This is a genomic window from Pseudomonas citronellolis, from assembly GCF_029335315.1.
GTDB lineage: Bacteria > Pseudomonadota > Gammaproteobacteria > Pseudomonadales > Pseudomonadaceae > Pseudomonas > Pseudomonas citronellolis_A.
This window is the reverse complement of record NZ_JARJLT010000199.1, coordinates 1-24,343: the sequence shown is the minus strand read 5'-3', so window position 1 is coordinate 24,343 and position 24,343 is coordinate 1. Positions and strand designations below refer to the sequence as shown.

Below are 24,343 nucleotides of genomic sequence, written 5' to 3'. Positions count from 1 at the left end.
GTTGACTCCGAGTGGTGGCGTGGCGCTCAGGCTTTGGCTTTGCCGAGCAGGAAGGAAAGGCTGACGAAGAACACCGAAACCCCGAGGATCAGCGTCGACACCGCGTTGACGTCGGGGGTCACGCCCATCCGCAGCAGGCCGAAGATGAAGATCGGCAAGGTGGTGGTGCCGGCCTGGGAGACCATCATCGAGATCACGAAGTTATCCAGCGAGACGATGAAGGCCAGCATCAGCCCGGAGAAGATCCCCGGCATCAGCAGCGGCAGGGTGACCTTGCGGAAGGTCCGCCAGGGCCCGGCGTAGAGGTCGGCGGCGGCCTGCTCCAGGGACAGGTCCATGTCCTCCAGGCGGGCGCGGATCGGCAGGTAGGCGAAGGGAATGCAGAACACCGTGTGGGCGATGATCAGGTTGCCGTAGCCCAGGGAGATGCCGAGGCTGGAGAACAGCGCCAGGGTGGCGACGCCGACGACGATCTCCGGCAGCACCAGCGGCAGCATGATGGTGCCCATGGACAGGCGCATGCCCTTGAACTTCGCCCCGCGCGAGGTGCCCAGCGCGGCCAGGGTGGCGATCGCGGTGGCGATCATGCTGGCGCACACGGCGATCAGCAGGCTGTTGCCGGCGGCGCTGCGCAACGCCTGGTTGGCGAAGGCGGCGCGGTACCAGTCGAGGCTGAAGCCGGTCCACACGGTGGCGGACTGGTTGGCGTTGAACGAGTAGACCACCAGCACCACGATGGGCGCGTAAAGGTAGAGGTAGAACAGCAGGCTGAAACCGCCGAAGCCGGGGAAGTCCTGCACGCCGAGGCGGCGCTTGCGCATCAGGGCCAGCATCACACACCTCCCCGGGCTACGCGCAGGCGCTCGGCGCGCAGGGCGTAGAAGGTCAGGGCGAGCATCACCACCGCCATCAGCACCAGCGACAGGGCGGCACCGAAGGGCCAGTTACGCGAGTCGGCGAACTGCCGGAAGATCAGGTTGCCGAGCATCATCTTGGTGCCGCCGCCGAGCAGCTCGGGGGCGATCATCGCGCCCAGGCACGGCACGAAGGTGAGGATGGCGCCGGCCAGGATGCCCGGCCGGGCGATCGGCAGGACCACCTTGCGCAGGGTGCGCAGGCGCCCGGCATAGAGGTCCTGGGCGGCTTCCAGCAGGCGCATGTCCATTTTCTCCAGGGTCGAGTAGATCGGCAGCACCACGAAGGGCGCGTAGGTGTAGACCAGGCCCAGCAGCACCGCGCCGTCGTTGTAGAGCAGCGGCAACGGCTGCTGGATCAGGCCCAGGCCCATGAGGCCGTTATTGATCACCCCGGTGCCACGCAGCAGCAGAATCCAGGCGTAGGTGCGGATCAGCAGATTGGCCCAGAACGGCACGGTGATCAGGAAGATCAGCAGGCCGCGCCGGCGCGCCGGCTGCATGGCCAGCCAGACCGCGACCGGGAAGCCGACCAGCAGGGTGATCGCCGTGGTCGCCGCGGCGATGCCCAGCGAGCGCAGGGCGATGACCAGGTAGGAGTCGGCGAAGGCCAGGCTGTCGTCCAGCTGGCGCTCGAACAGCAGCGAGATGTAGGCGTCGGCGCTGAACGCGTGATTGACGCCACCGTAGGGGTTGGCCTGCATCAGCGAGTAGGCGACGACGATGAGGATCGGCACCACCAGGAACAGACCGATGGCCAGCAGCGCCGGCGAGACGCCGAGCAGGCCGCCCAGAGCCCGGCGCCGCTCCAGGGCGTTGCCGGGGCGAGTCGTGAGGGAAGTCATGGTGCGTTCCTCGGCTCAGTCCAGCAGCACGCTGGCGCTATCGCGGTCGAACTGCAGGCCCAGGCGCTCGCCCGGGGCGAAGCGCCGGCTCTGCCCGGCGCAGTTGGGCGTGCGCACGCGCAGGCGGGTGCCGTCGGTGAGCTGCACCTGGTACTGCAGGTCGGTGCCCAGGTAGATCTGCTCGGCCAGCGTGCAGGGGGTGGCGTCCGGGGTGTCGGCGCCGACCAGGCGCAGGCGCTCGGGGCGGATCGACAGGGTCACCTCGGCGCCCTGGCGCAGGCCCTCGCGGCTCGCCGCGCGCAGCGTCTGGCCACCGGGCACGCGGAACTGCGCCTGGTCGCCGGCCAGCTCCGCGACCTGCGCGGGGAGGAAGTTGGTCTCGCCGATGAAGTCGGCGACGAAGCGGTTGCGCGGCTGCTCGTAGATGTCCGCCGGGCGCCCGACCTGCTGCACCTCGCCATTGGCGAGCACGGCGATGCGGTCGGACATGGTCAGGGCTTCTTCCTGGTCGTGGGTGACGAAGATGAAGGTGATCCCGGTCTTCGCCTGGATGCTCTTGAGCTCCTCGCGCATGGCCTGGCGCAGCTTCAGGTCGAGCGCCGAGAGCGGTTCGTCGAGCAGCAGCACCTTGGGCTGCGGAGCCAGCGCGCGGGCCAGCGCCACGCGTTGCTGCTGGCCACCGGAGAGCTGCGCCGGGCGGCGCTCGGCGAAGCGTTCCATCTGCACCAGGGCGAGCATCTGGCGCACCCGCTCGGCGACCTCGGCCTTGCCCAGGCGCTTGCCCATGGGGTGCGATTCCAGGCCGAAGGCCAGGTTCTGCGCGATGGTCATGTGCGGGAACAGCGCGTAGTGCTGGAACACCGTGTTGACCGGGCGATCGTAGGGCGCGCGGTTGGCGATGTTCTCGCCGTAGAGGAGGATTTCCCCGGCGGTGGGAAACTCGAAGCCGGCGATCATCCGCAGCAGGGTGGTCTTGCCGCAGCCGGAAGGCCCGAGCAGGGTGAAGAACTCGTTGTCGCGGATGTCCAGGTCGACGCTCTTCAGCGCCACCGGACCGCTGTCCGGGTCGCCGTAGACCTTGCGCACCGAACGAATGGAGACGGCGGCCGTCTGCAGGCTGTGCAGGGCACTCATGGATGTACCTCCGGTTCCCTCTCCCGCTGGCGCTGTCACGCGCGGGAGCTTGTACTTGTTGTGGCAGGAATGGGGAAAAGCAGTGCAGCGGCGCCGGTGTCCGGCTTTGTTGTGGTGAGGCTGCTGGGGTCGAGTGTGGCCAGATTGCGGTTGAGCAAAAAGCTCAATTTTCTTACAGTCGGTATTAAATAATTTAACAGCGCACGAGGCCCACCCTCATGTCCCTCCCCCGCTTGCCGCCGCTCAACGCCGTGCGCGCCTTCGAGGCGGCCGCGCGCCTGGGCAGCTACGTCGCCGCCTCGAAGGCGCTGCACGTGACCCAGCCGGCCATCGGCCGCCACGTGCGCCTGCTGGAGGACTGGCTGGGCGTGCAGCTGCTGGAACGCACGCCGCGCGGGGTCAGCCTGACGCCCGCCGGGCAGCGCTACTACGCGAAGATATCCACGGCGCTGCAGCAGATCGCCGAGGCCAGCCGCGAGCTGGCTCCGGGCGGCTCGGCGCGCTGGCTGAAGATCCTGGTGGTGCCGGCGTTCGCCAAGCGCTGGCTGATGCCCCACCTGGAGACCCTGCGCCAGCAGCGGCCGGGGCTGAAGGTGGCGATCGAGCCGAACCCGACCTTTGCCGAGGTGGACGGCAACAGCGCCGACCTGGGCATCGCCTACGGGATGCCCGGGCAGTACCCGCAGAGCCAGGCCACCCTGTTGCACCCGCAGGTGTTTCCGGTGTGCTCGCCGGCCTACCTGGCGGCCCACGGCCCGCTGGACAGCGCCGAGGAGCTGGTGAGCCACGAGCTGATCCACGTCCACGACGGCGAATGGTGGAACGCCTGGTTCGCCGCCAACCAGCTGGACATCCGCGTCAGCCCCGACGTGCTCTACGTCAGTAATGACCACGCGCTGTCGATGGCCGAGGCCGGCGCCGGCATCGCCCTGGCCAATGACGTGCTGGTGCGCCGGGAGCTGGAGTCCGGCGCGCTGGTGCGCCCGCTGCCGAACCAGGTGCGCCTGGAGAGTTACCAGTTGCTGATTCCGCCGGGGCCGAGCAGCGCCGATATCGAGTGGTTCCGCGACTGGCTGGCGGAGACCCTGGCGGCGGAGTTTCCCGCGGCGTTACCGTAGGAGCGGACGCCGTCCGCGATGGGTGGACCCCGTAGGGCGCATAACGCCAACGGCGTTATCCGCCGCAAGTCCCAGCCATGGCGGCGGGTTGGTGGTCGGCAACGGCGGATAACCGCGAACGGTTATTCGCCCTACGGCGCCGCCCCTTGCAGGAGCGCGCCATGCGCGCGATCACGGGCAAGGCCCGCGCCTACAGGTGGAGATCGGCGGGCGCTCAGCCGCGCGGGGCGTAGGCGAAGACGTCGGCGCGCATCTGGTGCGCGTCCATGCCGGCGGCCACCAGGGCGTCGAGGGTGGCGTAGACCATCGCCGGCGAGCCGCTGGCGTACACGGTCAGACTGCCCAGGTCGGGGAAGTCCTCGCACACCGCTTCGTGCAGCAGGCCGCAACGGCCCTGCCAGCCGCAGCGGTCGCTGACCACCTTGTGCAGGTGCAGGTTGGCCAGGCCCTTCCACTCGTCCCAGTGTGGCAGCGCGTAGAAGTCCTCGGGCCGGCGCACACCCCAGTACAGGTGCACCGGGTGGGCGAAGCCGCGCGCGCGGCAATGCTCGATCAGGCTGTGCATCTGGCCCATGCCGGTGCCCGCGGCGATCAGCACCAGCGGGCCGTCGGGCAGCTCCGCCAGGTGGGCGTCGCCGAAGGGCAGCTGGACGCGGGCGAAACGCTCGCGACGCAGTTGCGCCAGCAGTTCCAAGGCGCTGTTCTCGCGCGCCAGGATGTGCAATTCCAGGTCGCGCCCCTCTTCGGGCGCCGAAGCCAGGGAGAAGGCCGAGTTGTTGCCGCCGTCGCGCTCGATCAGCAGGTACTGCCCGGCGTGGTAGCGCGGCGGCTTGCCGGCCGGGGCGCGCAGGCGCACGCGCCAGACGTCGCCGCCGGCGTCCTCGCAGAGGGTCAGCTGGCAGGCCAGGGTGCGCACCGGCAGCTCGCCCGGGGCCAGCACGCCGTCCCAGTGCAGCACGCAGTCTTCCAGGGGCTCGGCCAGGCAGGTGAACAGCTCGCCGTGGTCGCGCACCTCGCCGGACTGGCGCACGCTGCCTTCCACCAGCAGCGCGGCGCAGACATGGCAGTTGCCGTTGCGGCACGCCTGCGGGCAGTCGAAGCCCAGGCGCCGCGCGGCGTCGAGGATGCGTTCGCCGGGCTGCGCCTCGAAGGTCGCGCCGGAGGGTTGCAGGGTCACACGCACGGCCGCTTCCCCATCAGTCGATCCCCAGGCTGGCCCAGAGCTCGTCGACGCGACGGGTCACCGCCTCGTCCTTGACGATGGCGCGACCCCACTCGCGGCTGGTCTCGCCGGGCCACTTGTGGGTGGCGTCCAGGCCCATCTTCGAGCCCAGGCCGGAGATCGGCGAGGCGAAGTCGAGGTAGTCGATCGGCGTGTTGTCGATCATCACCGTGTCGCGCTTGGGGTCCATGCGCGTGGTTATCGCCCAGATCACGTCGTTCCAGTCCCGCGCGTTGATGTCGTCGTCGGTGACTATGACGAACTTGGTGTACATGAACTGTCGCAGGAACGACCAGACACCCAGCATTACGCGCTTGGCGTGGCCGGGGTACTGCTTCTTCATGGTCACCACCGCCATGCGGTACGAGCAGCCTTCCGGCGGCAGGTAGAAGTCGGTGATCTCGGGGAACTGCTTCTGCAGGATCGGCACGAAGACTTCGTTCAGCGCCACGCCGAGGATCGCCGGCTCATCCGGCGGCCGCCCGGTGTAGGTGCTGTGGTAGATCGGTTTCTGGCGGCGGGTGATGCGCTCGACGGTGAACACCGGGAAGCGGTCGACCTCGTTGTAGTAGCCGGTGTGGTCGCCGTAGGGACCTTCATCGGCCATCTCGCCGGGGTGGATCACCCCTTCGAGGACGATCTCGGCGCTGGCCGGCACCTGCAGGTCGCTGCCCACGCACTTCACCAGTTCGGTGCGATGACCGCGCAACAGGCCGGCGAAGGCGTATTCGGAGAGGCTGTCCGGCACCGGGGTCACCGCGCCGAGGATAGTCGCCGGGTCGGCGCCCAGGGCCACGGCCACCGGGTACGGCTGGTCGGGATGCTTCTGGCACCACTCGCGGTAGTCCAGGGCGCCGCCGCGATGGCTGAGCCAGCGCATGATCACCTTGTTGCGGCCGATCACCTGCTGGCGGTAGATACCGAGGTTCTGGCGCTCCTTGTTCGGCCCGCGGGTGACGGTCAGGCCCCAGGTGATCAGCGGCGCGACGTCGCCGGGCCAGCAGGTCTGCACCGGCAGCTTCGTCAGGTCGACCGCCTCGCCTTCCTCGATGACTTCCTGGCAGGGGCCGTCGCGGAGCACTTTGGGCGCCATGCTGATGACCTTCTTGAAGATCGGCAGCTTGCTCCAGGCGTCCTTCAGGCCCTTGGGCGGCTCGGGTTCCTTGAGGAAGGCCAGCAGCTTGCCGATCTCGCGCAGTTCGGAAACGTCCTCGGCGCCCATGCCCAGGGCCACCCGCTCGGGGGTGCCGAACAGGTTGCCGAGCACGGGGATGTCGAAGCCGGTGGGTTTCTCGAACAGCAGGGCCGGGCCCTTGGCGCGCAGCGTGCGGTCGCACACCTCGGTCATTTCCAGCACCGGTGACACCGGCACCTGGATGCGCTTGAGCTGGCCGCGCTGTTCCAGGGCGGCGATGAACTCGCGCAGGTCGCGATACTGCATGGAAGTCTCGATGGCGAAGGCGAAGATGCGACAGTTTAGCCGTTAACACCCCTTCGCAGAAACACGAAGGCCGGGTTTCCCCGGCCTCGTGGCTTGCTGCTACCGCACAACCGCGCTTACTTGCTGCGCTTCATCGAGTCGAAGAACTCGTCGTTGGTCTTGGTCTGGCGCAGCTTGTCGAGCAGGAACTCGACGGCGGCGATCTCGTCCATCGGGTGCAGGATCTTGCGCAGGATCCACATGCGCTGCAGCTCCTCCTCACCAGTCAGCAGTTCTTCGCGACGGGTGCCCGAACGGTTGATGTTGATCGCCGGGAACACGCGCTTCTCGGAGATGCGACGGTCGAGGATGAGTTCCGAGTTGCCGGTACCCTTGAATTCCTCGTAGATCACTTCGTCCATCTTCGAGCCGGTCTCGATCAGCGCGGTGGCGAGGATGGTCAGCGAACCGCCTTCCTCGATGTTGCGCGCGGCGCCGAAGAAGCGCTTGGGCTTCTCCAGGGCGTGGGCGTCGACACCACCGGTGAGGACCTTGCCGGAGCTCGGGATCACGGTGTTGTAGGCACGCGCCAGGCGGGTGATGGAGTCCAGCAGGATGATCACGTCCTTCTTGTGCTCGACCAGGCGCTTGGCCTTCTCGATCACCATCTCGGCGACCTGCACGTGGCGGGTCGGCGGTTCGTCGAAGGTGGAGGCGACCACTTCGCCGCGCACGGTGCGCTGCATCTCGGTCACTTCTTCCGGGCGCTCGTCGATCAGCAGGACGATCAGGTGGCACTCGGGGTTGTTGCGGGTGATGTTCGCCGCGATGTTCTGCAGCATGATGGTCTTGCCCGCTTTCGGCGGGGCGACGATCAGGCCGCGCTGGCCCTTACCGATCGGCGCGCAGAGGTCGATCACGCGGCCAGTGAGGTCCTCGGTGGAGCCGTTGCCGGCTTCCATGGTCAGGCGCTTGGTCGGGAACAGCGGGGTCAGGTTCTCGAAGAGAATCTTGTTCTTCGCGTTCTCCGGACGATCGAAGTTGATCGAGTCGACCTTGAGCAGGGCGAAGTAGCGCTCACCCTCCTTCGGCGGGCGAATCTTGCCGACGATGGTGTCCCCGGTGCGCAGGTTGAAGCGGCGGATCTGGCTGGGCGAGACGTAGATGTCGTCCGGGCCGGCCAGGTACGAGGAGTCGGCGGAGCGCAGGAAGCCGAAGCCGTCCTGGAGAATCTCCAGCACGCCGTCACCGGAGATTTCGTCGCCGCCCTTCGCGTGCTTCTTCAGCAGCGCGAAGATGATGTCCTGCTTGCGCGAACGGGCCATGTTTTCCAGGCCCATGGCATCGGACATTTCCAGCAATTCGGCAATCGGCTTTTGCTTGAGTTCGGTCAGATTCATAAGAAGGAGGAGTAAATGAGATGAAAGAGAAAGAGGAAAACAAGCGTGTGAGCTTGCTGAGGCCGTGCCGCGAGTGACGACAGGATCGCTTGGAAATTCGAATAGGAAGTGCGTCGGCGACGGCTTGAAGGGGCAACGCAAAACAACGTTGCAGGCCCGAATGTAACACTGGCGCCCCGGGGCGTCTAGGGGACGAAATGAAAAAAGCCCCGCATCCGGCGGGGCTTTTTCACGGGCTGCGTCGACTCAGATGTTGCTGTCGAGGAAGGCCGCCAGTTGCGACTTGGACAGTGCGCCGACCTTGGTCGCTTCGACGTTGCCGCCCTTGAACAGCATCAGGGTCGGGATGCCGCGCACGCCGTACTTCGGCGGGGTTTCCTGGTTCTCGTCGATGTTCAGCTTGCAGACCTTCAGTTTGCCCTGATAGTCCTTGGCGATCTCGTCGAGTACCGGCGCGATCATCTTGCACGGGCCGCACCACTCGGCCCAGTAGTCCACCAGCACGGGACCGTCGGACTTCAGGACGTCCTGCTCGAAGCTGGCATCGGTAACGCTGACGATATGTTCGCTCATGAAATCTCTCCGTGGGAATCGGATGCGAATAAAAGTGGCCCCATCATATCCCGGCTTCATCCCCTTCCGAAAGGCGCTGGCGATTGAGTGTCGCTATCGCCGGTGCGGCAAAAAGCGATCGAAGGGGCGCCGTTCGTTGGCACCCGAGGGCTATCGTGGCAGGATGGCGGGGTTAACAAACGGACCTTCCAAGATGCCCCATACCCCCGCCAAGACCTTCCCGCTGATCGCCGCGCTGGACCTGGGTTCCAACAGCTTCCACATGGTCCTGGCCAAGGCCGATCACGGCGAGATCCGCATCCTTGAGCGACTGGGCGAGAAGGTCCAGCTGGCCGCCGGCATCGGCGACGACCGCCTGCTCAGTGAAGAAGCCATCCAGCGCGGCCTGGACTGCCTGCGGCGCTTCGCCCAGCTGATCAACGGCATGCCGCCGGGCTCGGTGCGCGTGGTCGGTACCAACGCCCTGCGCGAGGCGCGCAACCGCAACGAATTCACCCGCCGCGCCGAAGAAATCCTCGGCCACCCGGTGGAAGTCATCTCCGGCCGCGAGGAAGCGCGCCTGATCTACCTGGGCGTCTCGCACACCCTGCCGGACACCGCCGGGCGCCGCCTGGTGGTCGACATCGGCGGCGGCAGCACCGAGTTCATCATCGGCCAGCGCTTCGAGTCGCAGCTGCGCGAGAGCCTGCAGATGGGCTGCGTCAGCTACACCCAGCGCTACTTCAAGGACGGCAAGGTCACCCCGGCCCGCTACGCCCAGGCCTACACCTCGGCGCGCCTGGAGCTGATGGGCATCGAGAACAGCCTGCGTCGCCTCGGCTGGGACGAGTCCCTCGGCGCCTCCGGGACCATCCGCGCGGTGGGCCTGGCGATCCAGTCCGGCGGTCACGGCAACGGCGAGATCAACCCCGAAGGCCTGGCCTGGCTCAAGCGCAAGGTGCTCAAGCTGGGCGACGTCGAGAAACTCGACCTGGACGGCATCAAGCCGGACCGCCGGCCGATCTTCCCGGCCGGCCTGGCCATCGTCGAGGCGCTGTTCGATGCCCTCGAACTGAAGCAGATGTCGCACTCCGAGGGCGCCCTGCGCGAAGGCGTGCTCTACGACCTGCTGGGCCGCCACCACCACGAGGACGTGCGCGAGCGCACCATCAGCGCGCTGATCGAGCGCTACCACGTCGACCTCGACCAGGCCGCCCGCGTCGAGGCCAAGGCCCTCCAGGCCCTGGACCAGGTCGCCGAGACCTGGGGCCTGCAGGACGACGGCCACCGCGAGCTGCTCGGCTGGGCGGCGCGCACCCACGAGCTGGGCCTGGACATCGCCCACTACCACTACCACAAGCACGGCGCCTACCTGATCGAGCACTCCGACCTCGCCGGTTTCTCCCGCGAGGACCAGCAGGTGCTGGCGCTGCTGGTGCGCGGCCACCGCCGCAACATCCCGGCGGACCGCTTCGCCGAGCTGGGCGTGGAAGGCGACAAGCTGATCCGCCTGTGCATCGTGCTGCGCTTCGCGATCCTCTTCCACCACATCCGTGGCACCCAGGAAATGCCCGAAGTGACCTTCCAGGCCGGCCCGAAGAGCCTGGAAGTGCGCTTCCCGAAAGGCTGGCTGGAGGCCAACCCGCTGACCCAGGCGGACTTCGAGCAGGAAGCCGGCTGGCTCAAGCGCGTGGACTACCAGCTCAGCGTCAGCTGAGGCGCCGCCGCAACGCACGAAGGCCCCGCCGCGCCAGCGCCGGGGCCTTTTTCGTGACGCCGCCACTGGCGGCGTAGCGATGTACACCTCGTAGGGCGCATAACGCCCCAGGCGTTATCCGCCGCCGGGCCCTCGCGCCGGGGCCATCGGCGGATAACCGCGAACGGTTATCCGCCCTACGCCAACCCCGCGGCATCGCAAAGAAAAAGCCCCGGCGCTGGCGCGGCGGGGCTTTCGTCTTGCACCGGGGGCGATCAGCGCGCGCTGATCACCGGCGTGCACAGGCGCTCCAGCAGCATGGCCTGGGCGTTGCGCGGGTTCTGGTTGCCGGTCGGGCTCAGGCGCTGGTAGCTGCCGTCGGGCTGCAGCACCCAGGACTGGGTATTGTCGGCCAGGTACATTTCCAGCTCCTTCTTCACCCGCAGCACCAGCTTCTTGCCTTCCACCGGGAAGCAGGTCTCCACGCGCATGTCGAGGTTGCGTTCCATCCAGTCGGCGCTGGAGAGATAGAGCTTCTCGTCGCCGCCGTTGAGGAAGTAGTAGATGCGGCTGTGTTCGAGGAAGCGGCCGATGATCGAGCGCACATGGATATTGTGCGAAACCCCCGGCACGCCCGGGCGCAGGCAGCACATGCCGCGCACCACCAGGTCGATCTTCACGCCGGCCTGGCTGGCCTTGTACAGCGCGCGGATGACCTTCGGGTCGGTCAGCGAGTTGACCTTCGCCATGATGTGCGCCGGCTTGCCTTCCGCGGCCTGGGCGGCCTCGCGGTTGATCATCTCCAGCAGGTTCTTCTTCAGCGTGAAGGGCGCGTGCAGCAGCTTCTTCATGCGCAGGGTCTTGCCCATGCCGATCAGCTGGTTGAACAGCTTGTGCAGGTCCTCGCACAGCGCCACGTCGGCGGTCAGCAGGCTGTAGTCGGTGTACAGGCGGGCGTTGCCGGCGTGGTAGTTGCCGGTGCCCAGGTGCGCGTAGCGGCGCAGCTCGCCGTCCTCGCGACGGAGGATCAGCATCATCTTGGCGTGGGTCTTGAAGCCGACCACGCCGTAGATCACCACCGCGCCGGCCTGCTGCAGGCGGCTGGCCAGTTGCAGGTTGGATTCCTCGTCGAAGCGCGCGCGCAGTTCGATCACCGCGGTGACCTCCTTGCCGTTGCGCGCCGCTTCCACCAGGGCGTCGACGATCTCCGAGTTGGCCCCGGAGCGGTACAGGGTCTGCTTGATGGCCAGCACGTTGGGGTCCTTGGCCGCCTGGCGCAGCAGGTCCACCACCGGGGTGAAGGACTCGAAGGGGTGCATCAGCAGCACGTCCAGCTTGGCCAGCACGCCGAACATGTTCTCCTTCTTCTGCAGCAGCTTCGGAATGGTCGGGGTGAACGGCGGGTACTGCAGCTCCGGGTGGCTGGCCAGGCCGGTGACGCTGAACAGGCGGGTCAGGTTGACCGGCCCGCTGACGCGATACAACTCGCTGTCGGCCAGGCCGAACTGCTTGAGCAGGTAGTTGGACAGGTGCGTCGGGCAGGTGTCCACCACCTCCAGGCGCACCGCGTCGCCGTAGCGCCGCGAGAACAGCTCGCCGCGCAGGGCGCGCGCCAGGTCCTCGACGTCCTCGGCGTCCACCGAAAGGTCGGCGTTACGGGTCAGGCGGAACTGGTAGCAGCCCTTGACCTTCATGCCGGAGAACAGGTCGTCGGCGTGGGCGTGGATCATCGACGACAGGAACACGTAGTTGTCGCCCTCCCCGGCCACGTCTTCCGGCAGGCGGATGATCCGCGGCAGCGAACGCGGCGCCGGGATGATCGCAAGGCCCGAGTCGCGGCCGAAGGCGTCCATCCCCTCCAGCTCGACCATGAAGTTCAGGCTCTTGTTCACCAGCAGCGGGAACGGGTGGGTCGGGTCGAGGCCGATGGGGGTGATGATCGGCGCGATCTCGTCACGGAAGAAGCGCCGGACCCAGGCCCTGATCTTCGGCGTCCAGTAGCGCCGGCGGATGAAGCGCACGCCGTGCTTGGCCAGTTCCGGCAACAACACGTCGTTGAGGATGCCGTACTGGCGCGAGACCTGCTCGTGCACCTGCTCGCTGATCCGCGCCAGCGCCTGGTGCGGCAACAGGCCGTCGGCGCCGGCCTGTTCGCGGGCGAAGGTGATCTGCTTCTTCAGGCCGGCGACGCGGATCTCGAAGAACTCGTCGAGGTTGCTGGAGAAGATCAGCAGGAACTTCAGGCGTTCGAGCAGCGGGTAGGACTCGTCCAGCGCCTGTTCCAGCACGCGGATGTTGAACTGCAGCTGCGACAGCTCGCGATGAATGTACAGGGCAGTGTCGTCGACGTTGACCGCCGGCGCCGGGGGCGCTTCCACGACGGCTTCGACCACCGCGACCGTCTCTTCGGCCTCGACGGCCTCGGCGGTCTCCGGCTGCTCCACGGTTTCGGTGACAGTCACTTCGGTTTCGATCAGGTCGGTAGCGTTCTGGCCTTCGGTATTCATCGCAAGTCTCGTCGCGGGGGCGTCACCGCCCCCTTTTCAGTTGTTCTGCCGCACGTTTGGCGAAATAGGTCAGGATGCCATCGGCGCCGGCGCGCTTGAAGGCCAGCAGCGATTCGAGGATCACCGCCTCGCTGAGCCAGCCGTTGTTGATGGCCGCCATGTGCATCGCGTATTCGCCGCTGACCTGGTAGACGAAGGTCGGCGCGCGGAATTCGTCCTTGGCCCGGCGGACGATGTCCAGGTAGGGCATGCCCGGCTTGACCATGACCATGTCGGCACCCTCGGCGAGGTCGGCGGCGATCTCGTGCAGAGCCTCGTCGCTGTTGCCCGGGTCCATCTGGTAGGTGGCCTTGTTGCCCTTGCCGAGGTTGGCCGCCGAGCCCACCGCGTCGCGGAACGGGCCGTAGTAGGCGCTGGCGTACTTGGCCGAGTAGGCCATGATCCGGGTGTTGATGTGCCCGGTGGATTCCAGCGCCTCGCGGATGGCGCCGATGCGCCCGTCCATCATGTCCGAGGGAGCCACCACCTGGGCGCCGGCCTCGGCGTGGGACAGCGCCTGCTTGACCAGCACGTCAACCGAGATGTCGTTGAGCACGTAGCCGTCTTCGTCGAGGATGCCGTCCTGGCCGTGGCTGGTGAACGGGTCCAGGGCCACGTCGGTGATGATCCCCAGCTCCGGGAAGCGCTCGCGCAGGGCGCGGGTGGCGCGCTGGGCGATACCGTCGGGGTTGAAGGCTTCGGCGCCGTCGAGGGATTTCTTCTCCAGCGGGGTCACCGGGAACAGCGCCAGGGCCGGGATGCCCAGCTCCACCAGTTGCTCGGCTTCCTTCAGCAGCAGGTCGATGGACAGGCGCTCGACGCCCGGCATCGACGGCACCGCTTCGCGCTGGTTCTTGCCGTCGAGGACGAACACCGGAAGGATGAGGTCATCGACGGTCAGCACGTTCTCGCGCACCAGGCGACGGGAGAACTCGTCGCGGCGGTTGCGGCGCAGGCGGGTGAAGGGGAAGGCACGTTCGGCGGAAATGAAACTCACGGCGTACTCCAGGGCCCGGATAGCAGGCACAGTGTGACAGTTATAGTCCGTGATTATGACCGATTGGTAACAAGCGATGACAGCGACCCAAGGTCGCGGCATCCGGTCGCAGGGGCCACAGGTCGCAGCATACGACCAAAGTAGGCGGCCGGGGCCATGCAAAGGCCAGCAAGCCGCCGGAGGGTGCCTTCCCCCCGGACGACAACCGAGTTAGGCTGCGCGTTCATTTCGCTGCGTTGCCTCGATAATGCTCCAACAATTCCTGCAGGATTTCGGCTATCTGGCCCTGTTTCTCGGCACCTTCTTCGAAGGCGAGACCATTCTGGTGCTGGCCGGTTTCCTCGCCTTCCGCGGCTACATGCAGCTCGAGTACGTGATCGCCGTGGCCTTCCTCGGCAGCTACGCCGGCGATCAGCTCTGGTACTTCCTCGGCCGCCGCCACGGGCGCAAGCTGCTGGCGCGCAAGCCGCGCTGGCAGAAGCTCGGCGATCGCGCCCTGGAGCACGTGCGCCGGCATCCGGACCTGTGGGTGCTGAGCTTCCGCTTCGTCTACGGCCTGCGTACGGTGATGCCGGTGGCCATCGGCCTGTCCGGCTACCCGCCGGCGCGCTACCTGCTGCTCAACGGCATCGGCGCCATCGTCTGGGCCAGCGCGCTGGGCTCGGCGGCCTACTACTTCGGCAGCGTGCTCGAAGGCGTGCTCGGCAACATCAAGAAATACGAACTGATGGTGCTCGGCGGCCTGCTCGCCATCGGCCTGCTGCTGTGGCTGCACCGCCGCCTGAAGAACAACCGCAACGGCGAGTGATCAGGCCGGTTGCGCCTGGCGCCCGTCGTGGCGCAGCGTCCACAGGCCGAGCAGGCTGAGCGCCAGGTGCGCGGCCAGCAGGCCGACGGCCCAGGCCGGTAGCGCCAACCCGGCGCTGGCGGCCACCGCCAGTACCCAGGGCAGGTTCAGCAGCAGCCGCAGAATCTCCACCCGCGCCGCCCAGGCGCGGTTCTCCAGCCAGCCGCCGATGGCGAACAGCCCCGCGGCCATCCAGGCCCAGCCCAGCAGCAGCGCCGGCAGCGGCCAGCCCTCCCCCAGCCCGAGCAGCACGGTGCCGCCGATCACGTAGCCGACGAATTGCAGGGCGGCGTAGCACTGGCGGCCGCGCGAGAGCGGCACCTCGAACTTGCGGAAGGTCGCCAGGTCGGGTTTCTGCAGCGGGTAGCGAGCGGCCACGTCGGCCGGGCGCCAGCCGGTGCGCATGAACCAGATGCGCAGCTTGTCCCACCAGTTGCCGGCGCGGCGCGCGTCCCGCCAGAGCGCGGCGTAGACCTGCAGGTTGGCCCACAGCGGGTTCCAGCTGGCCAGTGGCACGGTCACGCCGAACACCACCGGCTCTTCGTCCAGTTCCTCCTGGAAGGTGCCGAACAGACGGTCCCAGAGGATGAACACGCCGCCGTAGTTGCGATCCATGTACACCGGGTTCTGCGCGTGGTGCACACGGTGGTTGGACGGGCTGATGAAGATCCACTCGAACCAGCCGAGCTTGGGGATGTGCCGGGTGTGCACCCAGAACTGGTACAGCAGGTTCAGCGCGGCGACGGTCAGGAACACCAGCGGCGGCACCCCGGCCACGGCCATCGGCAGGTAGAAGATCCAGCCGAACAGGAAGCCGGTGCTGGTCTGCCGCAACGCCGTGCTGAGGTTGTATTCCTCGCTCTGGTGGTGCACCGAGTGGGCGGCCCAGAGCACGCTGCGCTCATGGCCCAGGCGGTGGTTCCAGTAGTAGCAGAAGTCGTAGAAGACGAAGGCGAACACCCAGACCCAGGCGCTCTGCGTCGACAGCTCGAACAGCGCCAGGTGCTTCCAGGCGAACGCATAGGTGATCAGCCCGACGCTCTTGGTCAGCAGGCCGCTGGTGGTCGACAACACCCCGGCGCTGAGGCTGTTCACCGCGTCGCCGAGGCGGTAGGTGGACATGCCGCGCCAGCGGTCGGCGAGCAGTTCCAGGGCGATCAGCAGGAAGAAGAAGGGGACCGCGAAGAGGATGTAGTTCATGGCGCGACCGAATCGTTATGCTTATGCGACCGATCCTAGTCCCCTGGCGAGCGCGCACAACGGCCGCCGGTGACATCCCGGCCGGCATATGGCGACAGCTGCGTCGCCGCGCCGGCCGTTCGCGAACCAGGAGTACCCGCATGCACAAGAAAGTTGCCGTCATCCTCTCCGGCTGTGGCGTCTACGACGGCGCCGAACTGCACGAAAGCGTGATCACCCTGCTGCGCCTGTCCCAGCGCGGCGCGCAGGTGCAGTGCTTCGCCCCGGACATCGCCCAGCACCACGTGGTCAACCACCTCACCGGCGCGGAGATGCCCGAGAGCCGCAACGTGCTGGTGGAGTCCGCGCGCATCGCCCGCGGCGAGATCAAGGACGTGCGCGAAGCGCGGGTCGAGGACTTCGACGCGCTGATCGTGCCCGGCGGCTTCGGCGCGGCGAAGAACCTCAGCAACTTCGCCTTCGCCGGCGACCAGTGCGAAGTCGAGCCGGACGTGCTGGCGCTGGCCAAGGCCTTCGCCGCCGCGCACAAGCCGGTGGGCCTGATGTGCATCGCCCCGGCCATGGCCGAACGCATCTACGGCCCGGGCATCGAGTGCACCATCGGCCAGGACGCCGACACCGCCGCCGCCCTGGCGCGCATGGGCGCCAAGCACGTGGAATGCTCCGTCGACGAGATCGTCGAGGACACCCGCCACAAGCTGGTGACCACCCCCGCGTACATGCTGGCGCAGAACATCGCCGAGGCCGCCAGCGGGATCAACAAGCTGGTCGATCGGGTGCTGGAGCTGGCCTGATCCCGGCGCTTCCTGTAGGAGCGAGCTTGCTCGCGAACCGCGTCTCCCGGTAACTCCGGCGCCTGGGGCCAGCCTCTTGCCCTCTCCCTAACCCTCTCCCTGAAGGGAGAGGGTTAGGGAGAGGGCGCTCTCAAACCCAAAATCTGCAGCCCCCAGGAAACTCTGTTCGCGAGCAAGCTCGCTCCTACAAAAGACACGACGTCCCCGTCTGCCGCCCCTACCCCCTGTTCAACCGCGTCAACAACCGATCCAGCGCATTGGCGAACGCCTGGCGATCCTTGTCGCCATAGGGCGCCTGGCCACCGCCCATCTGGCCCTGGTCGCGCAGGTCGGTCATCAGGTTGCGCAGCGCCAGGCGCTCGCCCATGTTCTTCGCGTCGAACTCACGGCCGCGCGGGTCGAGGGCGTCCACGCCCTTCTTCACCAGGCGGTCGGCCAGCGGCACGTCGCTGCAGATCACCAGGTCGCCCGGCTCGGCCTGCTCCACCAGGTAGTCGTCGGCGGCGTCCATCCCGCTGGGCACCACCACCAGGCTGACGCAGGCGAACGGCGGCTTGGCCACCGGCTGGCCGGCCACCATCACCACCTCCAGCTTGCGCTTGAGGGCGAACTTCGCCACCAGCTCCTTCGCCGCCCGCGGGCAGGCGTCGGCATCGATCCAGATACGCATCGAACTCGTTTCCCGAAAATGACGACGGCCAGTATCGCACTGGCCGTCGGGGTTTGCCGCGCGCCGCCTCAGGACAACGCCGCGGCCTTGCGTTTCTCCGCCAGCAGGCTGCGCCCGTAGAGCACAACCACCGCCAGCAGGGCCAGGGCCTGGGCCGACAGCGAGTAGGCGTCGGCCTTGATGCCCAGCCAGTCGAAGTCGAAGAACGGCACCGGCCGGGTGCCGATCACCCCGGCTTCCTGCAGCGCCACCACGCCATGCCCGGCGAACACCACCGAGAGCGCGCAGAGCAGCGCCGCGTTGATGGTGAAGAACAACTTCAACGGCAGCTTCGCCGAGCCGCGCAGGATCACCCAGGCCAGGCCGATCAGCAGCACCACCGCGCAGCCGGCGCCGGCGATCACCGCGTTGTGCCCGGCCGGGCCGGCCTGCAGCCAGAGGGTTTCGTAGAACAGGATGACCTCGAACAGCTCGCGGTACACCGAGAAGAACGCCAGCACGGCGAAGCCGAAGCGCCCGCCGCCGCCCACCAGGCTGCTGCGGATGTAGTCCTGCCAGGCCGCGGCGTGGCGGCGGTCGTGCATCCACACGCCGAGCCAGAGCACCATCACGCAGGCGAACAGCGAGGTGAAGCCTTCCATCAGCTCGCGCTGGGCGCCGCCGATGTCGATCACGTAGGCGGCCAGCGCCCAGGTGGCGAAGCCGGCGACGAAGGCCAGCGCCCAGCCGACGTGCACGCCGCGCGCGGCGCTTTCCTGGCCGGTGTTGCGCAGGAAGGCGAGGATCGCCGCGAGCACCAGGATCGCCTCCACGCCTTCGCGCAGCAGGATCAGCAGGGCCGAGACGAAGCTGATGGTGCCGCTCAGGGAGTCACCGCTGAGCGCCTTGGCGGCTTCGCCGAGCTTGCCCTTGGCGCGCTCCAGCTGCTGCGCCACCTGGGCTTCGGGCAGGCCGTCGCGGAGCGTCTGGCGGTAGGCCATGAGCTCTTTCTCGGTGGCCTTGCGCAGGGTCGCGTCGACGTTGTCGAGCGAACTCTCGACCAGTTCGAAGCCTTCCAGGTAGGCGGCGACGGACAGGTCGTAGGCCTGATCGTGGTCGCCCTGGCGGTAGATGGCGAAACTCTTGTCGAGGGTGGCGGCGGTGTAGTCGATCAGCTGCGCCGGGCCACGATGCTCCAGCGGCGGGTGCGCGCGCAGGGCGCGGAAGCTCTGCGCGGCGGCTTCGCCGTCATGCGCAGCGACGTCCGCCGGGGTCTGGGTGGCCAGGCTCGCCAGCGGATAGGCATGCGCGGCATCGGGCTTGGCATCGGCGGCGCTCAGGCCGGCGACGTAGGCCGCGAGGTCCCAGCGCTGGCGTTCGTCCAGTTCGTCGGCGAAGGCAGGCATGTCGGTGCCGGCGATGCCCAGGCCGATGACGGTACGCAGGTCGTAGAGACTCAGCTGATCGAGACGCGCGCGGTCGGCGAGGTTGGCCGGCGGCGGCTGCAGGCCGATGCCCGCCGGACCGTCGCCCTTGCCGGCGTCGCCATGGCAGACCGAGCACTGCTGGGCGAAGATCGGCGCGCCACGGGCCGGGTCGGGGGTGATGGCCGGAGTCTGCACGACCTGGTAGGCATCCGCCACCCGCGCCTCCAGGTGCCGCGCCAGTTGCGCGACCTCGGCGCCCGAACGGCGCTGCTCGATCGCCTGGCGCAGGGCGCCGATCTCCTGCTCGAGCGCGGCGCGCTCGGGCCGTGCCGGCAGCGCCAGCAGCAGCGCCTGCAGCTTGGCGGAGAACTCGAGCTGTTCCTTGTACTCGGTGGGATCGAGCACCTGCCCGGCGCTGACCGTCGGCGGATAGTCGGCAGCCAGGTAGCTCAGCAGATGCAAGGCCTGGGAAGGATCGACAGGGGCATCGGCCACGGCCCCGAAACTCACGGCACACAGCGCTGGCAGCAGCCAGGCGAGAATCCTTGGAAGGCGCATAGCGAAAAGAGATTGAGAATGGAAAGCAGCAATGTTACTCCGCCATCCATTCCCCGCCTAGCTGGCGCCCGTCGTCTCAGGCGGCGGCGCGGCGCACCGTGGCCAGCAGCGCGGCGGCGCCGAGGAACAGGCTGGCGAAGGTGCGGTTCATCAGCCGTTGCTGGCGCGGCGAACGCAGCGCGCGCAGTACCCGCGCGGCCAACCCGGTGTAGCCGGCCATGACGATGAGGTCGACGCAGATCATGGTCGCGCCCATGATCAGGTACTGCATCGCCATCGGCCGGTGCGGGTCGACGAACTGCGGCAGCACGGCGAGCATGAAGATCACCGCCTTGGGGTTGCTGGCGTTGACCAGGAAACCGCGCAGCACCAGGCTCAGCGGGCGGCCGATGGGGCGCTCGGCGTCGGCCTGCATGACCTGTGGCGCGGCCGTCCACTGGCGCCAGGCGAGGTACGCCAGGTAGACCACGCCGAACCACTTGATCACGGAGAACGCCAGCGCCGAGGTGGCCAGCAGCGCGCCGACGCCGGCGGCGACCACGGCGATCTGCAGGGCCAGGCCGATCTGCAGGCCGAGGGCGTTCCAGTAGCCGCGCCAGAAGCCGTACTGCAGGCCACAGGACATCGAGGCGATGGCCCCGGCGCCGGGCGACAGGCTGATGATCCAGCAGGCGATGAAGAAGGCGAACCAGGTGCTGGCGAGCATCACGGACCTCGGGGAGAAATATCCTGTTACGGGCGGCCAGTGTGCCTCAAGCCACGCCCGGCCGCCCAGCCTTGCCGACGAAGGTCGCAGGAGCGCCCGCGGGAGCCCGCGTTCGCGGGGATGACGGGGGATGGATGGGTGCCCCCCAATGCGGGGCCCTGTAGGAGCGAGCTTGCTCGCGAACAGAGCCCGCAGCGGGACAGCGCCCACGAAAGACCGCTCAGGCAGCCGGCGGCGCCATGAAAAAGCCCGGCGCGGGGCCGGGCTCGTTCGTCAGCGCGCGCCGATCAGCTCGGCAGGTCCTTGCGCAGCTTCACCGGCTCTTCGCCGCGCTTGCGCGCCATGGCGCCGCGCAGGCGGATGTTGATCGCTTCCACCGCCAGCGAGAAGGCCATGGCGAAGTAGACGTAGCCCTTGGGCACATGGACCTCGAAGGCCTCGGCCACCAGCACGGTGCCGACCACGATGAGGAACGACAGGGCGAGCATCTTCAGCGACGGGTGCTTGTCGATGAAGGCGCTGATGGTGCCGGCGGCGAGCATCATCACGCCGACCGAGATGACGATCGCGGCGATCATCACCGGCACGTTGGAGACCAGGCCCACGGCGGTGATCACCGAGTCCAGGGAGAAGATGATGTCGATGATCGCGATCTGCACGATCACCGCCATGAAGCCACGGGTCTTGCCGCCGCCCTGCTCGCCTTCCTCGGCGCCTTCGAGGCTGTGGTAGATCTCCATGGTGCTCTTGAACAGCAGGAACAGGCCGCCGAAGAACAGGATCAGGTCGCGCCCGGAAACGCCCTGGCCGAACACGCTGAACAGGTCGGTGGTCAGGCGCATCACCCAGGTGATCGACAGCAGCAGGAGAATCCGCGTGCCCATCGCCAGGGCCAGGCCGAAGAAGCGCGCCTTGGGTTGCTGCGCGGCCGGCAGGCGGCTGACCAGGATCGAGATGAAGATGATGTTGTCGATGCCGAGGACGATCTCCAGGGCGGTCAGGGTCAGAAACGCGACCCAGATTTCAGGGCTGGCGAGCCATTCCATAGTGCGTGGGTATCCGTGTGGGGACTGGGATTGTGGTTATCGTCCGCTGCTCAGCCCGGGGCCCTTCCAGCGGCGGATGGCCTTCTGGAAGAACAGGCTGTTGGGCACCTGCAGCAAGGCGCTGGTGCCGTCCTCGAAGGTTTCCTCGAGGGTGGTGTAAAGCAGGTTGATGGCACTGACGCGACCTTTCACGCCGGGCTTGTCGGCCGATTCGATGACCTCCACCAGGTCGCCCAGGCGGAACGGCCCGACGGTGAAGATCAGCAGTGCGCAGAACAGGTTGGAGAGCACGCTCCAGATGGCGAAGAAGGCCACCGCGGCAACCGCGACGAAGCCGGTCAGGGCCGTCCACAGCACCTGCGCGGAAACGCCCAGGCGCTCCAGCACCATCATCAGCGCCGAGCCCATGATCAGCCAGCGCAGGCCGCCGCGCAGCGGCAGCAGCAGTTCGTGGGGCAGCGGGTAGCGCTGCGCAAGGCGGCCCAGGCCGCGCGCCACCAGGCGCTGGAGGAACCAGGCGAGGACCAGGATGAGGATGATCTGCAGGCCACGCAGCAACGGATCGCTCCAGGCGATGAGCAGCGGCAGGTCGTCCATCACTCGGCGCCTTCCAGTTGGGCCTGGAGGCTTTCCAGGGTTTCCAGGGCCACCAGCCAGGCTTCCTCGACTTCGCTTTCGCGGGTCTTCAGAGCCGCCTGCTGGGCCAGCAGGTCGCGCAGTTCGTCCTTGCGCGCGGCATCGTAGAGGGCGCTGTCGCCGAGCTTCTCTTCGAGCGCGGCGAGCTTGTCGTGGAGGCCGCCGAGCTCCTTCTCCAGCTTGTCCGCCTCGCGCTTGTGCGGCGCCAGTTGCTGGCGCAGCGCGGCGGCGGCCTGGCGCTGGGCGCGCTTGTCGGTCTTCTCGGCGGCCGGCGTGCCGGCGCTGGCCGGCTGCTGCCGGGCGCGGAAGTCGACCAGCCAGCGGGCGTAGTCGTCGAGGTCACCGTCGAAGTCCTGCACGCGGCCGTCGGCCACCAGCAGGAACTCGTCGGTGGTGCTCTTGAGCAGGTGACGATCGTGGGATACCACCACCACCGCTCCGGAGAACTCCTGCAGGGCCATGGTCAGGGCCAGGCGCATTTCCAGGTCGAGGTGGTTGGTCGGTTCGTCGAGCAGCAGCAGGTTGGGCTTCTGCCAGGCGATCAGGGCCAGGGCCAGGCGCGCCTTCTCGCCACCGGAGAAGTTCAGCACCGGCTCGTCGCAGCGCGGGCCACGGAAGTCGAAGCCGCCGAGGAAGTCGCGCAGGGTCTGCTCGCGCTCGCCCGGGGCGATGCGCTGTAGGTGCAGCAGCGGGCTGGCCTTGGCGTCCAGCGAGTCGAGCTGGTGCTGGGCGAAGTAGCCGATGGCGAGGTTCTCGCCGCGCGCCAGGTGCCCGCCGAGCAGCGCCAGGTCGCCGGAAAGGGTCTTGATCAGGGTCGACTTGCCGGCGCCGTTGGGGCCGAGCAGGCCGATGCGCGCGCCGGGCACCAGCTGCAGCTTGACCATATCCAGCACCGCCTTGTCGCCATAGCCCAGGCGGGCCTCGGCGAGGTCGAGCAGCGGGCTGGAGATCTTGTCCGACTCGCGGAAGCTGAAGTCGAACGGCGAGTCGACGTGGGCCGGGGCCAGCTCTTCCAGGCGTTCCAGGGCCTTGATGCGGCTCTGCGCCTGGCGCGCCTTGGTGGCCTGGGCGCGGAAGCGGGCGATGTACTTTTCCATGTGGGCGCGTTGCGCCTGCTGCTTCTCGAAGGCCTGCTGCTGCTGCGCCAGGCGCTCGGCGCGGGTGCGCTCGAAGGCCGAGTAGCCGCCACGGTAGAGGGTCAGCTTGCGCTGTTCGAGGTGCGCCACGTGGTCGACCACGGCGTCGAGGAAGTCGCGGTCGTGGGAGATCAGGATCAGCGTGCCCGGGTAGCCCTTGAGCCACTCTTCGAGCCAGAGGATGGCGTCGAGGTCGAGGTGGTTGGTGGGCTCGTCGAGCAGCAGCAGTTCCGACGGGCACATCAGCGCCTGGGCCAGGTTCAGGCGCATCCGCCAGCCACCGGAGAAGTCGCCGACGCGGCGCTCCATCTGCTCGGCGGAAAAGCCCAGGCCGGCGAGCAGCTTGCGCGCCCGCGCGTCGGCGGTGTAGCCGTCGGCGTTGTCCAGCTCGGTATGCAGGCGGGCCACGGCGGCGCCGTCATGGGCGGCTTCGGCGCTGGCCAGCTGCGTCTGGATTTCACGCAGGCGCACGTCGCCGTCGAGGACGTAGTCCACCGCCAGGCGTTCCAGGGTGTCCACTTCCTGGCGCATGTGCGCGATGCGCCAGTCGGCGGGAATCCGGTAGTCGCCGGCATCCTGCCCGAGCTGGCCGCGCAGCAGAGCGAACAGGCTGGACTTGCCGGCGCCGTTGGCGCCGATCAGGCCGACCTTCTGGCCGGCGTGGAGGGTCAGTTCGGCCTCTTCCAGCAAGCGCTGGGGGCCACGCTGTAGCGTAAGATTTTGGAGTCGAATCATGGCGGCGGAGTTTATCAGCTTCGCCCGCGAATCGCTGTGGGAGCCCTATGACAGAAGATATCTGGTCGTTCGCCGTCGATCTCTACGCGCAACCGGGCGTCGAGGCGGCGTGCCTGGAACTGCAGGAGGCCGGCGCCGACGTCTGCCTGCTGCTGGCTGGTGCCTGGTATGGCACCCGTGGCCGGGCCTGCTCGGCCGCGCGCCTGGAGGCCCTGGCGGCGACCGCCAGCGGCTGGCAAAGCGGCGTGGTGACGCCCCTGCGCGAGCTGCGCCGGCAATGGCGGGCGCAGGCGCGAGACGATGCGCACCTGACGGAATTGCGGGAAACCCTGAAGGGGCTGGAGCTACGCGCCGAGCATATGCAGCTGGAGCGCCTGGCCGAAGCCGGAAGGGACTGGATCGATGACGGCAACGCCGAGCTACGGGACTGGCTGCAGGGCTGCGCCGGTGAAGCGGGGAAAGCGCGCCGCGACGCGCTGGAACGACTGCGCATCGCGGCGGCTTCGGGAGCGGCGTCTTAGGAGGCGCTGCTCGGGGTGGCGGCCGGGGCGCTCGGCGCTACCGCTGCCGGAGCGGCAGTGGCGGCCGGGGCTGCGGCGGGCGCGGCGGTCGGAGCCGGGGTCGGCGCCGGAGCAGCGGGCTTGGCAGCGGCCGGGGCGGCGGGTTTCGCAGCGGCAGGCTTGGCGGCCGGTTTCGCGGCAGGCTTGGCAGCAGCAGGCTTGGTGGCCGGTTTAGCGGCGGGCTTCGCAGCAGCAGGCTTGGCAG

21 protein-coding genes are annotated in these 24,343 nt (G+C 68.0%); 5 read left to right on the top strand and 16 right to left on the bottom strand.

What is annotated here, in order from left to right:
• Positions 1 to 26 precede the first annotated feature (26 nt).
• The 3 genes from P3W75_RS15405 to P3W75_RS15395 are packed head-to-tail and all read right to left on the bottom strand — an operon-like array spanning position 27 to position 2,893.
• On the bottom strand, positions 27 to 833 hold the full coding sequence (locus tag P3W75_RS15405; RefSeq protein WP_276228228.1) for an ABC transporter permease: 807 nt from the start codon (positions 831 to 833) through the stop codon (positions 27 to 29).
• Entirely contained in the window at positions 833 to 1,759 is a 927-nt protein-coding gene (locus P3W75_RS15400; RefSeq protein WP_276228227.1) for an ABC transporter permease, read from the bottom strand. The genes P3W75_RS15405 and P3W75_RS15400 overlap by 1 nt, the downstream gene beginning before the upstream one ends.
• Before the next feature lie 15 nt (positions 1,760 to 1,774).
• Positions 1,775 to 2,893, bottom strand: coding sequence for an ABC transporter ATP-binding protein (locus tag P3W75_RS15395; RefSeq protein ID WP_276228226.1), 1,119 nt, complete (start codon positions 2,891 to 2,893; stop codon positions 1,775 to 1,777).
• 218 nt (positions 2,894 to 3,111) lie between these two features.
• Between P3W75_RS15395 and P3W75_RS15390 the strand changes: the two genes are divergently transcribed.
• Positions 3,112 to 4,011 (top strand): LysR substrate-binding domain-containing protein, encoded by a 900-nt coding sequence (locus P3W75_RS15390; RefSeq protein ID WP_276228225.1) that lies wholly within the window; start codon positions 3,112 to 3,114, stop codon positions 4,009 to 4,011.
• 214 nt (positions 4,012 to 4,225) lie between these two features.
• Here the strand turns inward: P3W75_RS15390 and P3W75_RS15385 are convergent, their stop codons facing one another.
• The 4 genes from P3W75_RS15385 to trxA all read right to left on the bottom strand — a co-directional run bounded on the left by P3W75_RS15385 (position 4,226) and on the right by trxA (position 8,626).
• Entirely contained in the window at positions 4,226 to 5,194 is a 969-nt protein-coding gene (locus P3W75_RS15385) for a CDP-6-deoxy-delta-3,4-glucoseen reductase (RefSeq protein ID WP_276228224.1), read from the bottom strand.
• Positions 5,195 to 5,207: 13 nt separating this feature from the next.
• The gene (ubiD, locus tag P3W75_RS15380) at positions 5,208 to 6,674 is read right to left on the bottom strand and encodes a 4-hydroxy-3-polyprenylbenzoate decarboxylase (protein ID WP_276228223.1); all 1,467 of its coding nucleotides are present in this window, start codon (positions 6,672 to 6,674) and stop codon (positions 5,208 to 5,210) included.
• Positions 6,675 to 6,790: 116 nt separating this feature from the next.
• A complete protein-coding gene (rho, locus tag P3W75_RS15375; RefSeq protein WP_276228222.1) occupies positions 6,791 to 8,053 on the bottom strand; it encodes a transcription termination factor Rho in 1,263 nt (420 codons plus the stop codon).
• Positions 8,054 to 8,299: 246 nt separating this feature from the next.
• Complete coding sequence (gene trxA, locus P3W75_RS15370; RefSeq protein ID WP_276228221.1) at positions 8,300 to 8,626, bottom strand: thioredoxin TrxA; 327 nt, start codon at positions 8,624 to 8,626, stop codon at positions 8,300 to 8,302.
• A gap of 193 nt (positions 8,627 to 8,819) precedes the next feature.
• Here trxA and ppx point away from each other — a divergent pair, with 193 nt between their 5' ends.
• On the top strand, positions 8,820 to 10,322 hold the full coding sequence (ppx, locus tag P3W75_RS15365; protein WP_276228220.1) for an exopolyphosphatase: 1,503 nt from the start codon (positions 8,820 to 8,822) through the stop codon (positions 10,320 to 10,322).
• A gap of 254 nt (positions 10,323 to 10,576) precedes the next feature.
• Here ppx and ppk1 read toward each other — a convergent pair whose 3' ends face one another.
• Both ppk1 and hemB read right to left on the bottom strand, forming a co-directional pair.
• Positions 10,577 to 12,808: a polyphosphate kinase 1 gene (gene ppk1, locus P3W75_RS15360; RefSeq protein WP_276228219.1), complete on the bottom strand. Its 2,232-nt coding sequence runs from the start codon at positions 12,806 to 12,808 to the stop codon at positions 10,577 to 10,579.
• A 22-nt stretch (positions 12,809 to 12,830) separates the two neighbouring features.
• Positions 12,831 to 13,844, bottom strand: a complete 1,014-nt coding sequence (gene hemB / locus P3W75_RS15355; RefSeq protein WP_276228218.1) for a porphobilinogen synthase — start codon at positions 13,842 to 13,844, stop codon at positions 12,831 to 12,833.
• Positions 13,845 to 14,088: 244 nt separating this feature from the next.
• On the opposite strand from hemB, the gene P3W75_RS15350 reads away from it, so the two are divergent.
• Positions 14,089 to 14,652 (top strand): DedA family protein, encoded by a 564-nt coding sequence (locus P3W75_RS15350; RefSeq protein WP_276228248.1) that lies wholly within the window; start codon positions 14,089 to 14,091, stop codon positions 14,650 to 14,652.
• On the opposite strand, the gene P3W75_RS15345 is transcribed toward P3W75_RS15350, so the two are convergent.
• Entirely contained in the window at positions 14,653 to 15,891 is a 1,239-nt protein-coding gene (locus P3W75_RS15345) for a sterol desaturase family protein (RefSeq protein ID WP_276228217.1), read from the bottom strand.
• 140 nt (positions 15,892 to 16,031) lie between these two features.
• On the opposite strand from P3W75_RS15345, the gene elbB reads away from it, so the two are divergent.
• Positions 16,032 to 16,685: an isoprenoid biosynthesis glyoxalase ElbB gene (gene elbB, locus P3W75_RS15340; protein WP_276228216.1), complete on the top strand. Its 654-nt coding sequence runs from the start codon at positions 16,032 to 16,034 to the stop codon at positions 16,683 to 16,685.
• A 217-nt stretch (positions 16,686 to 16,902) separates the two neighbouring features.
• Here elbB and P3W75_RS15335 read toward each other — a convergent pair whose 3' ends face one another.
• From P3W75_RS15335 to P3W75_RS15310, 6 genes are all read right to left on the bottom strand, one after another.
• Complete coding sequence (locus P3W75_RS15335) at positions 16,903 to 17,355, bottom strand: YaiI/YqxD family protein (protein WP_276228215.1); 453 nt, start codon at positions 17,353 to 17,355, stop codon at positions 16,903 to 16,905.
• A gap of 68 nt (positions 17,356 to 17,423) precedes the next feature.
• Positions 17,424 to 19,319 (bottom strand): cytochrome c/FTR1 family iron permease, encoded by a 1,896-nt coding sequence (locus P3W75_RS15330; RefSeq protein WP_276228214.1) that lies wholly within the window; start codon positions 19,317 to 19,319, stop codon positions 17,424 to 17,426.
• 76 nt (positions 19,320 to 19,395) lie between these two features.
• On the bottom strand, positions 19,396 to 20,025 hold the full coding sequence (locus P3W75_RS15325) for a LysE family transporter (RefSeq protein ID WP_276228213.1): 630 nt from the start codon (positions 20,023 to 20,025) through the stop codon (positions 19,396 to 19,398).
• 287 nt (positions 20,026 to 20,312) lie between these two features.
• Positions 20,313 to 21,071, bottom strand: coding sequence for a TerC family protein (locus P3W75_RS15320; protein WP_276228212.1), 759 nt, complete (start codon positions 21,069 to 21,071; stop codon positions 20,313 to 20,315).
• A gap of 36 nt (positions 21,072 to 21,107) precedes the next feature.
• Positions 21,108 to 21,668, bottom strand: a complete 561-nt coding sequence (locus tag P3W75_RS15315) for a mechanosensitive ion channel family protein (protein ID WP_276228211.1) — start codon at positions 21,666 to 21,668, stop codon at positions 21,108 to 21,110.
• A complete protein-coding gene (locus P3W75_RS15310) occupies positions 21,668 to 23,578 on the bottom strand; it encodes an ATP-binding cassette domain-containing protein (protein ID WP_276228210.1) in 1,911 nt (636 codons plus the stop codon). The genes P3W75_RS15315 and P3W75_RS15310 overlap by 1 nt, the downstream gene beginning before the upstream one ends.
• 47 nt (positions 23,579 to 23,625) lie before the next feature.
• Between P3W75_RS15310 and P3W75_RS15305 the strand changes: the two genes are divergently transcribed.
• Positions 23,626 to 24,099, top strand: coding sequence for a TIGR02444 family protein (locus P3W75_RS15305; protein WP_276228209.1), 474 nt, complete (start codon positions 23,626 to 23,628; stop codon positions 24,097 to 24,099).
• The last annotated feature ends 244 nt before the right edge of the window (positions 24,100 to 24,343 follow it).

Bases quoted from the DNA above. Each gene is read 5' to 3' on its own strand.
- P3W75_RS15405 (WP_276228228.1), bottom strand. From the start codon at position 833: ATGCTGGCCCTGATGCGCAAGCGCCGCCTCGGCGTGCAGGACTTCCCC.
- P3W75_RS15400 (WP_276228227.1), bottom strand. From the start codon at position 1,759: ATGACTTCCCTCACGACTCGCCCCGGCAACGCCCTGGAGCGGCGCCGG.
- P3W75_RS15395 (WP_276228226.1), bottom strand. From the start codon at position 2,893: ATGAGTGCCCTGCACAGCCTGCAGACGGCCGCCGTCTCCATTCGTTCG.
- P3W75_RS15390 (WP_276228225.1), top strand. From the start codon at position 3,112: ATGTCCCTCCCCCGCTTGCCGCCGCTCAACGCCGTGCGCGCCTTCGAG.
- ubiD (WP_276228223.1), bottom strand. From the start codon at position 6,674: ATGCAGTATCGCGACCTGCGCGAGTTCATCGCCGCCCTGGAACAGCGC.
- rho (WP_276228222.1), bottom strand. From the start codon at position 8,053: ATGAATCTGACCGAACTCAAGCAAAAGCCGATTGCCGAATTGCTGGAA.
- trxA (WP_276228221.1), bottom strand. From the start codon at position 8,626: ATGAGCGAACATATCGTCAGCGTTACCGATGCCAGCTTCGAGCAGGAC.
- ppx (WP_276228220.1), top strand. From the start codon at position 8,820: ATGCCCCATACCCCCGCCAAGACCTTCCCGCTGATCGCCGCGCTGGAC.
- ppk1 (WP_276228219.1), bottom strand. From the start codon at position 12,808: ATGAATACCGAAGGCCAGAACGCTACCGACCTGATCGAAACCGAAGTG.
- P3W75_RS15345 (WP_276228217.1), bottom strand. From the start codon at position 15,891: ATGAACTACATCCTCTTCGCGGTCCCCTTCTTCTTCCTGCTGATCGCC.
- elbB (WP_276228216.1), top strand. From the start codon at position 16,032: ATGCACAAGAAAGTTGCCGTCATCCTCTCCGGCTGTGGCGTCTACGAC.
- P3W75_RS15335 (WP_276228215.1), bottom strand. From the start codon at position 17,355: ATGCGTATCTGGATCGATGCCGACGCCTGCCCGCGGGCGGCGAAGGAG.
- P3W75_RS15330 (WP_276228214.1), bottom strand. From the start codon at position 19,319: ATGCGCCTTCCAAGGATTCTCGCCTGGCTGCTGCCAGCGCTGTGTGCC.
- P3W75_RS15325 (WP_276228213.1), bottom strand. From the start codon at position 20,025: ATGCTCGCCAGCACCTGGTTCGCCTTCTTCATCGCCTGCTGGATCATC.
- P3W75_RS15320 (WP_276228212.1), bottom strand. From the start codon at position 21,071: ATGGAATGGCTCGCCAGCCCTGAAATCTGGGTCGCGTTTCTGACCCTG.
- P3W75_RS15315 (WP_276228211.1), bottom strand. From the start codon at position 21,668: ATGGACGACCTGCCGCTGCTCATCGCCTGGAGCGATCCGTTGCTGCGT.
- P3W75_RS15310 (WP_276228210.1), bottom strand. From the start codon at position 23,578: ATGATTCGACTCCAAAATCTTACGCTACAGCGTGGCCCCCAGCGCTTG.
- P3W75_RS15305 (WP_276228209.1), top strand. From the start codon at position 23,626: ATGACAGAAGATATCTGGTCGTTCGCCGTCGATCTCTACGCGCAACCG.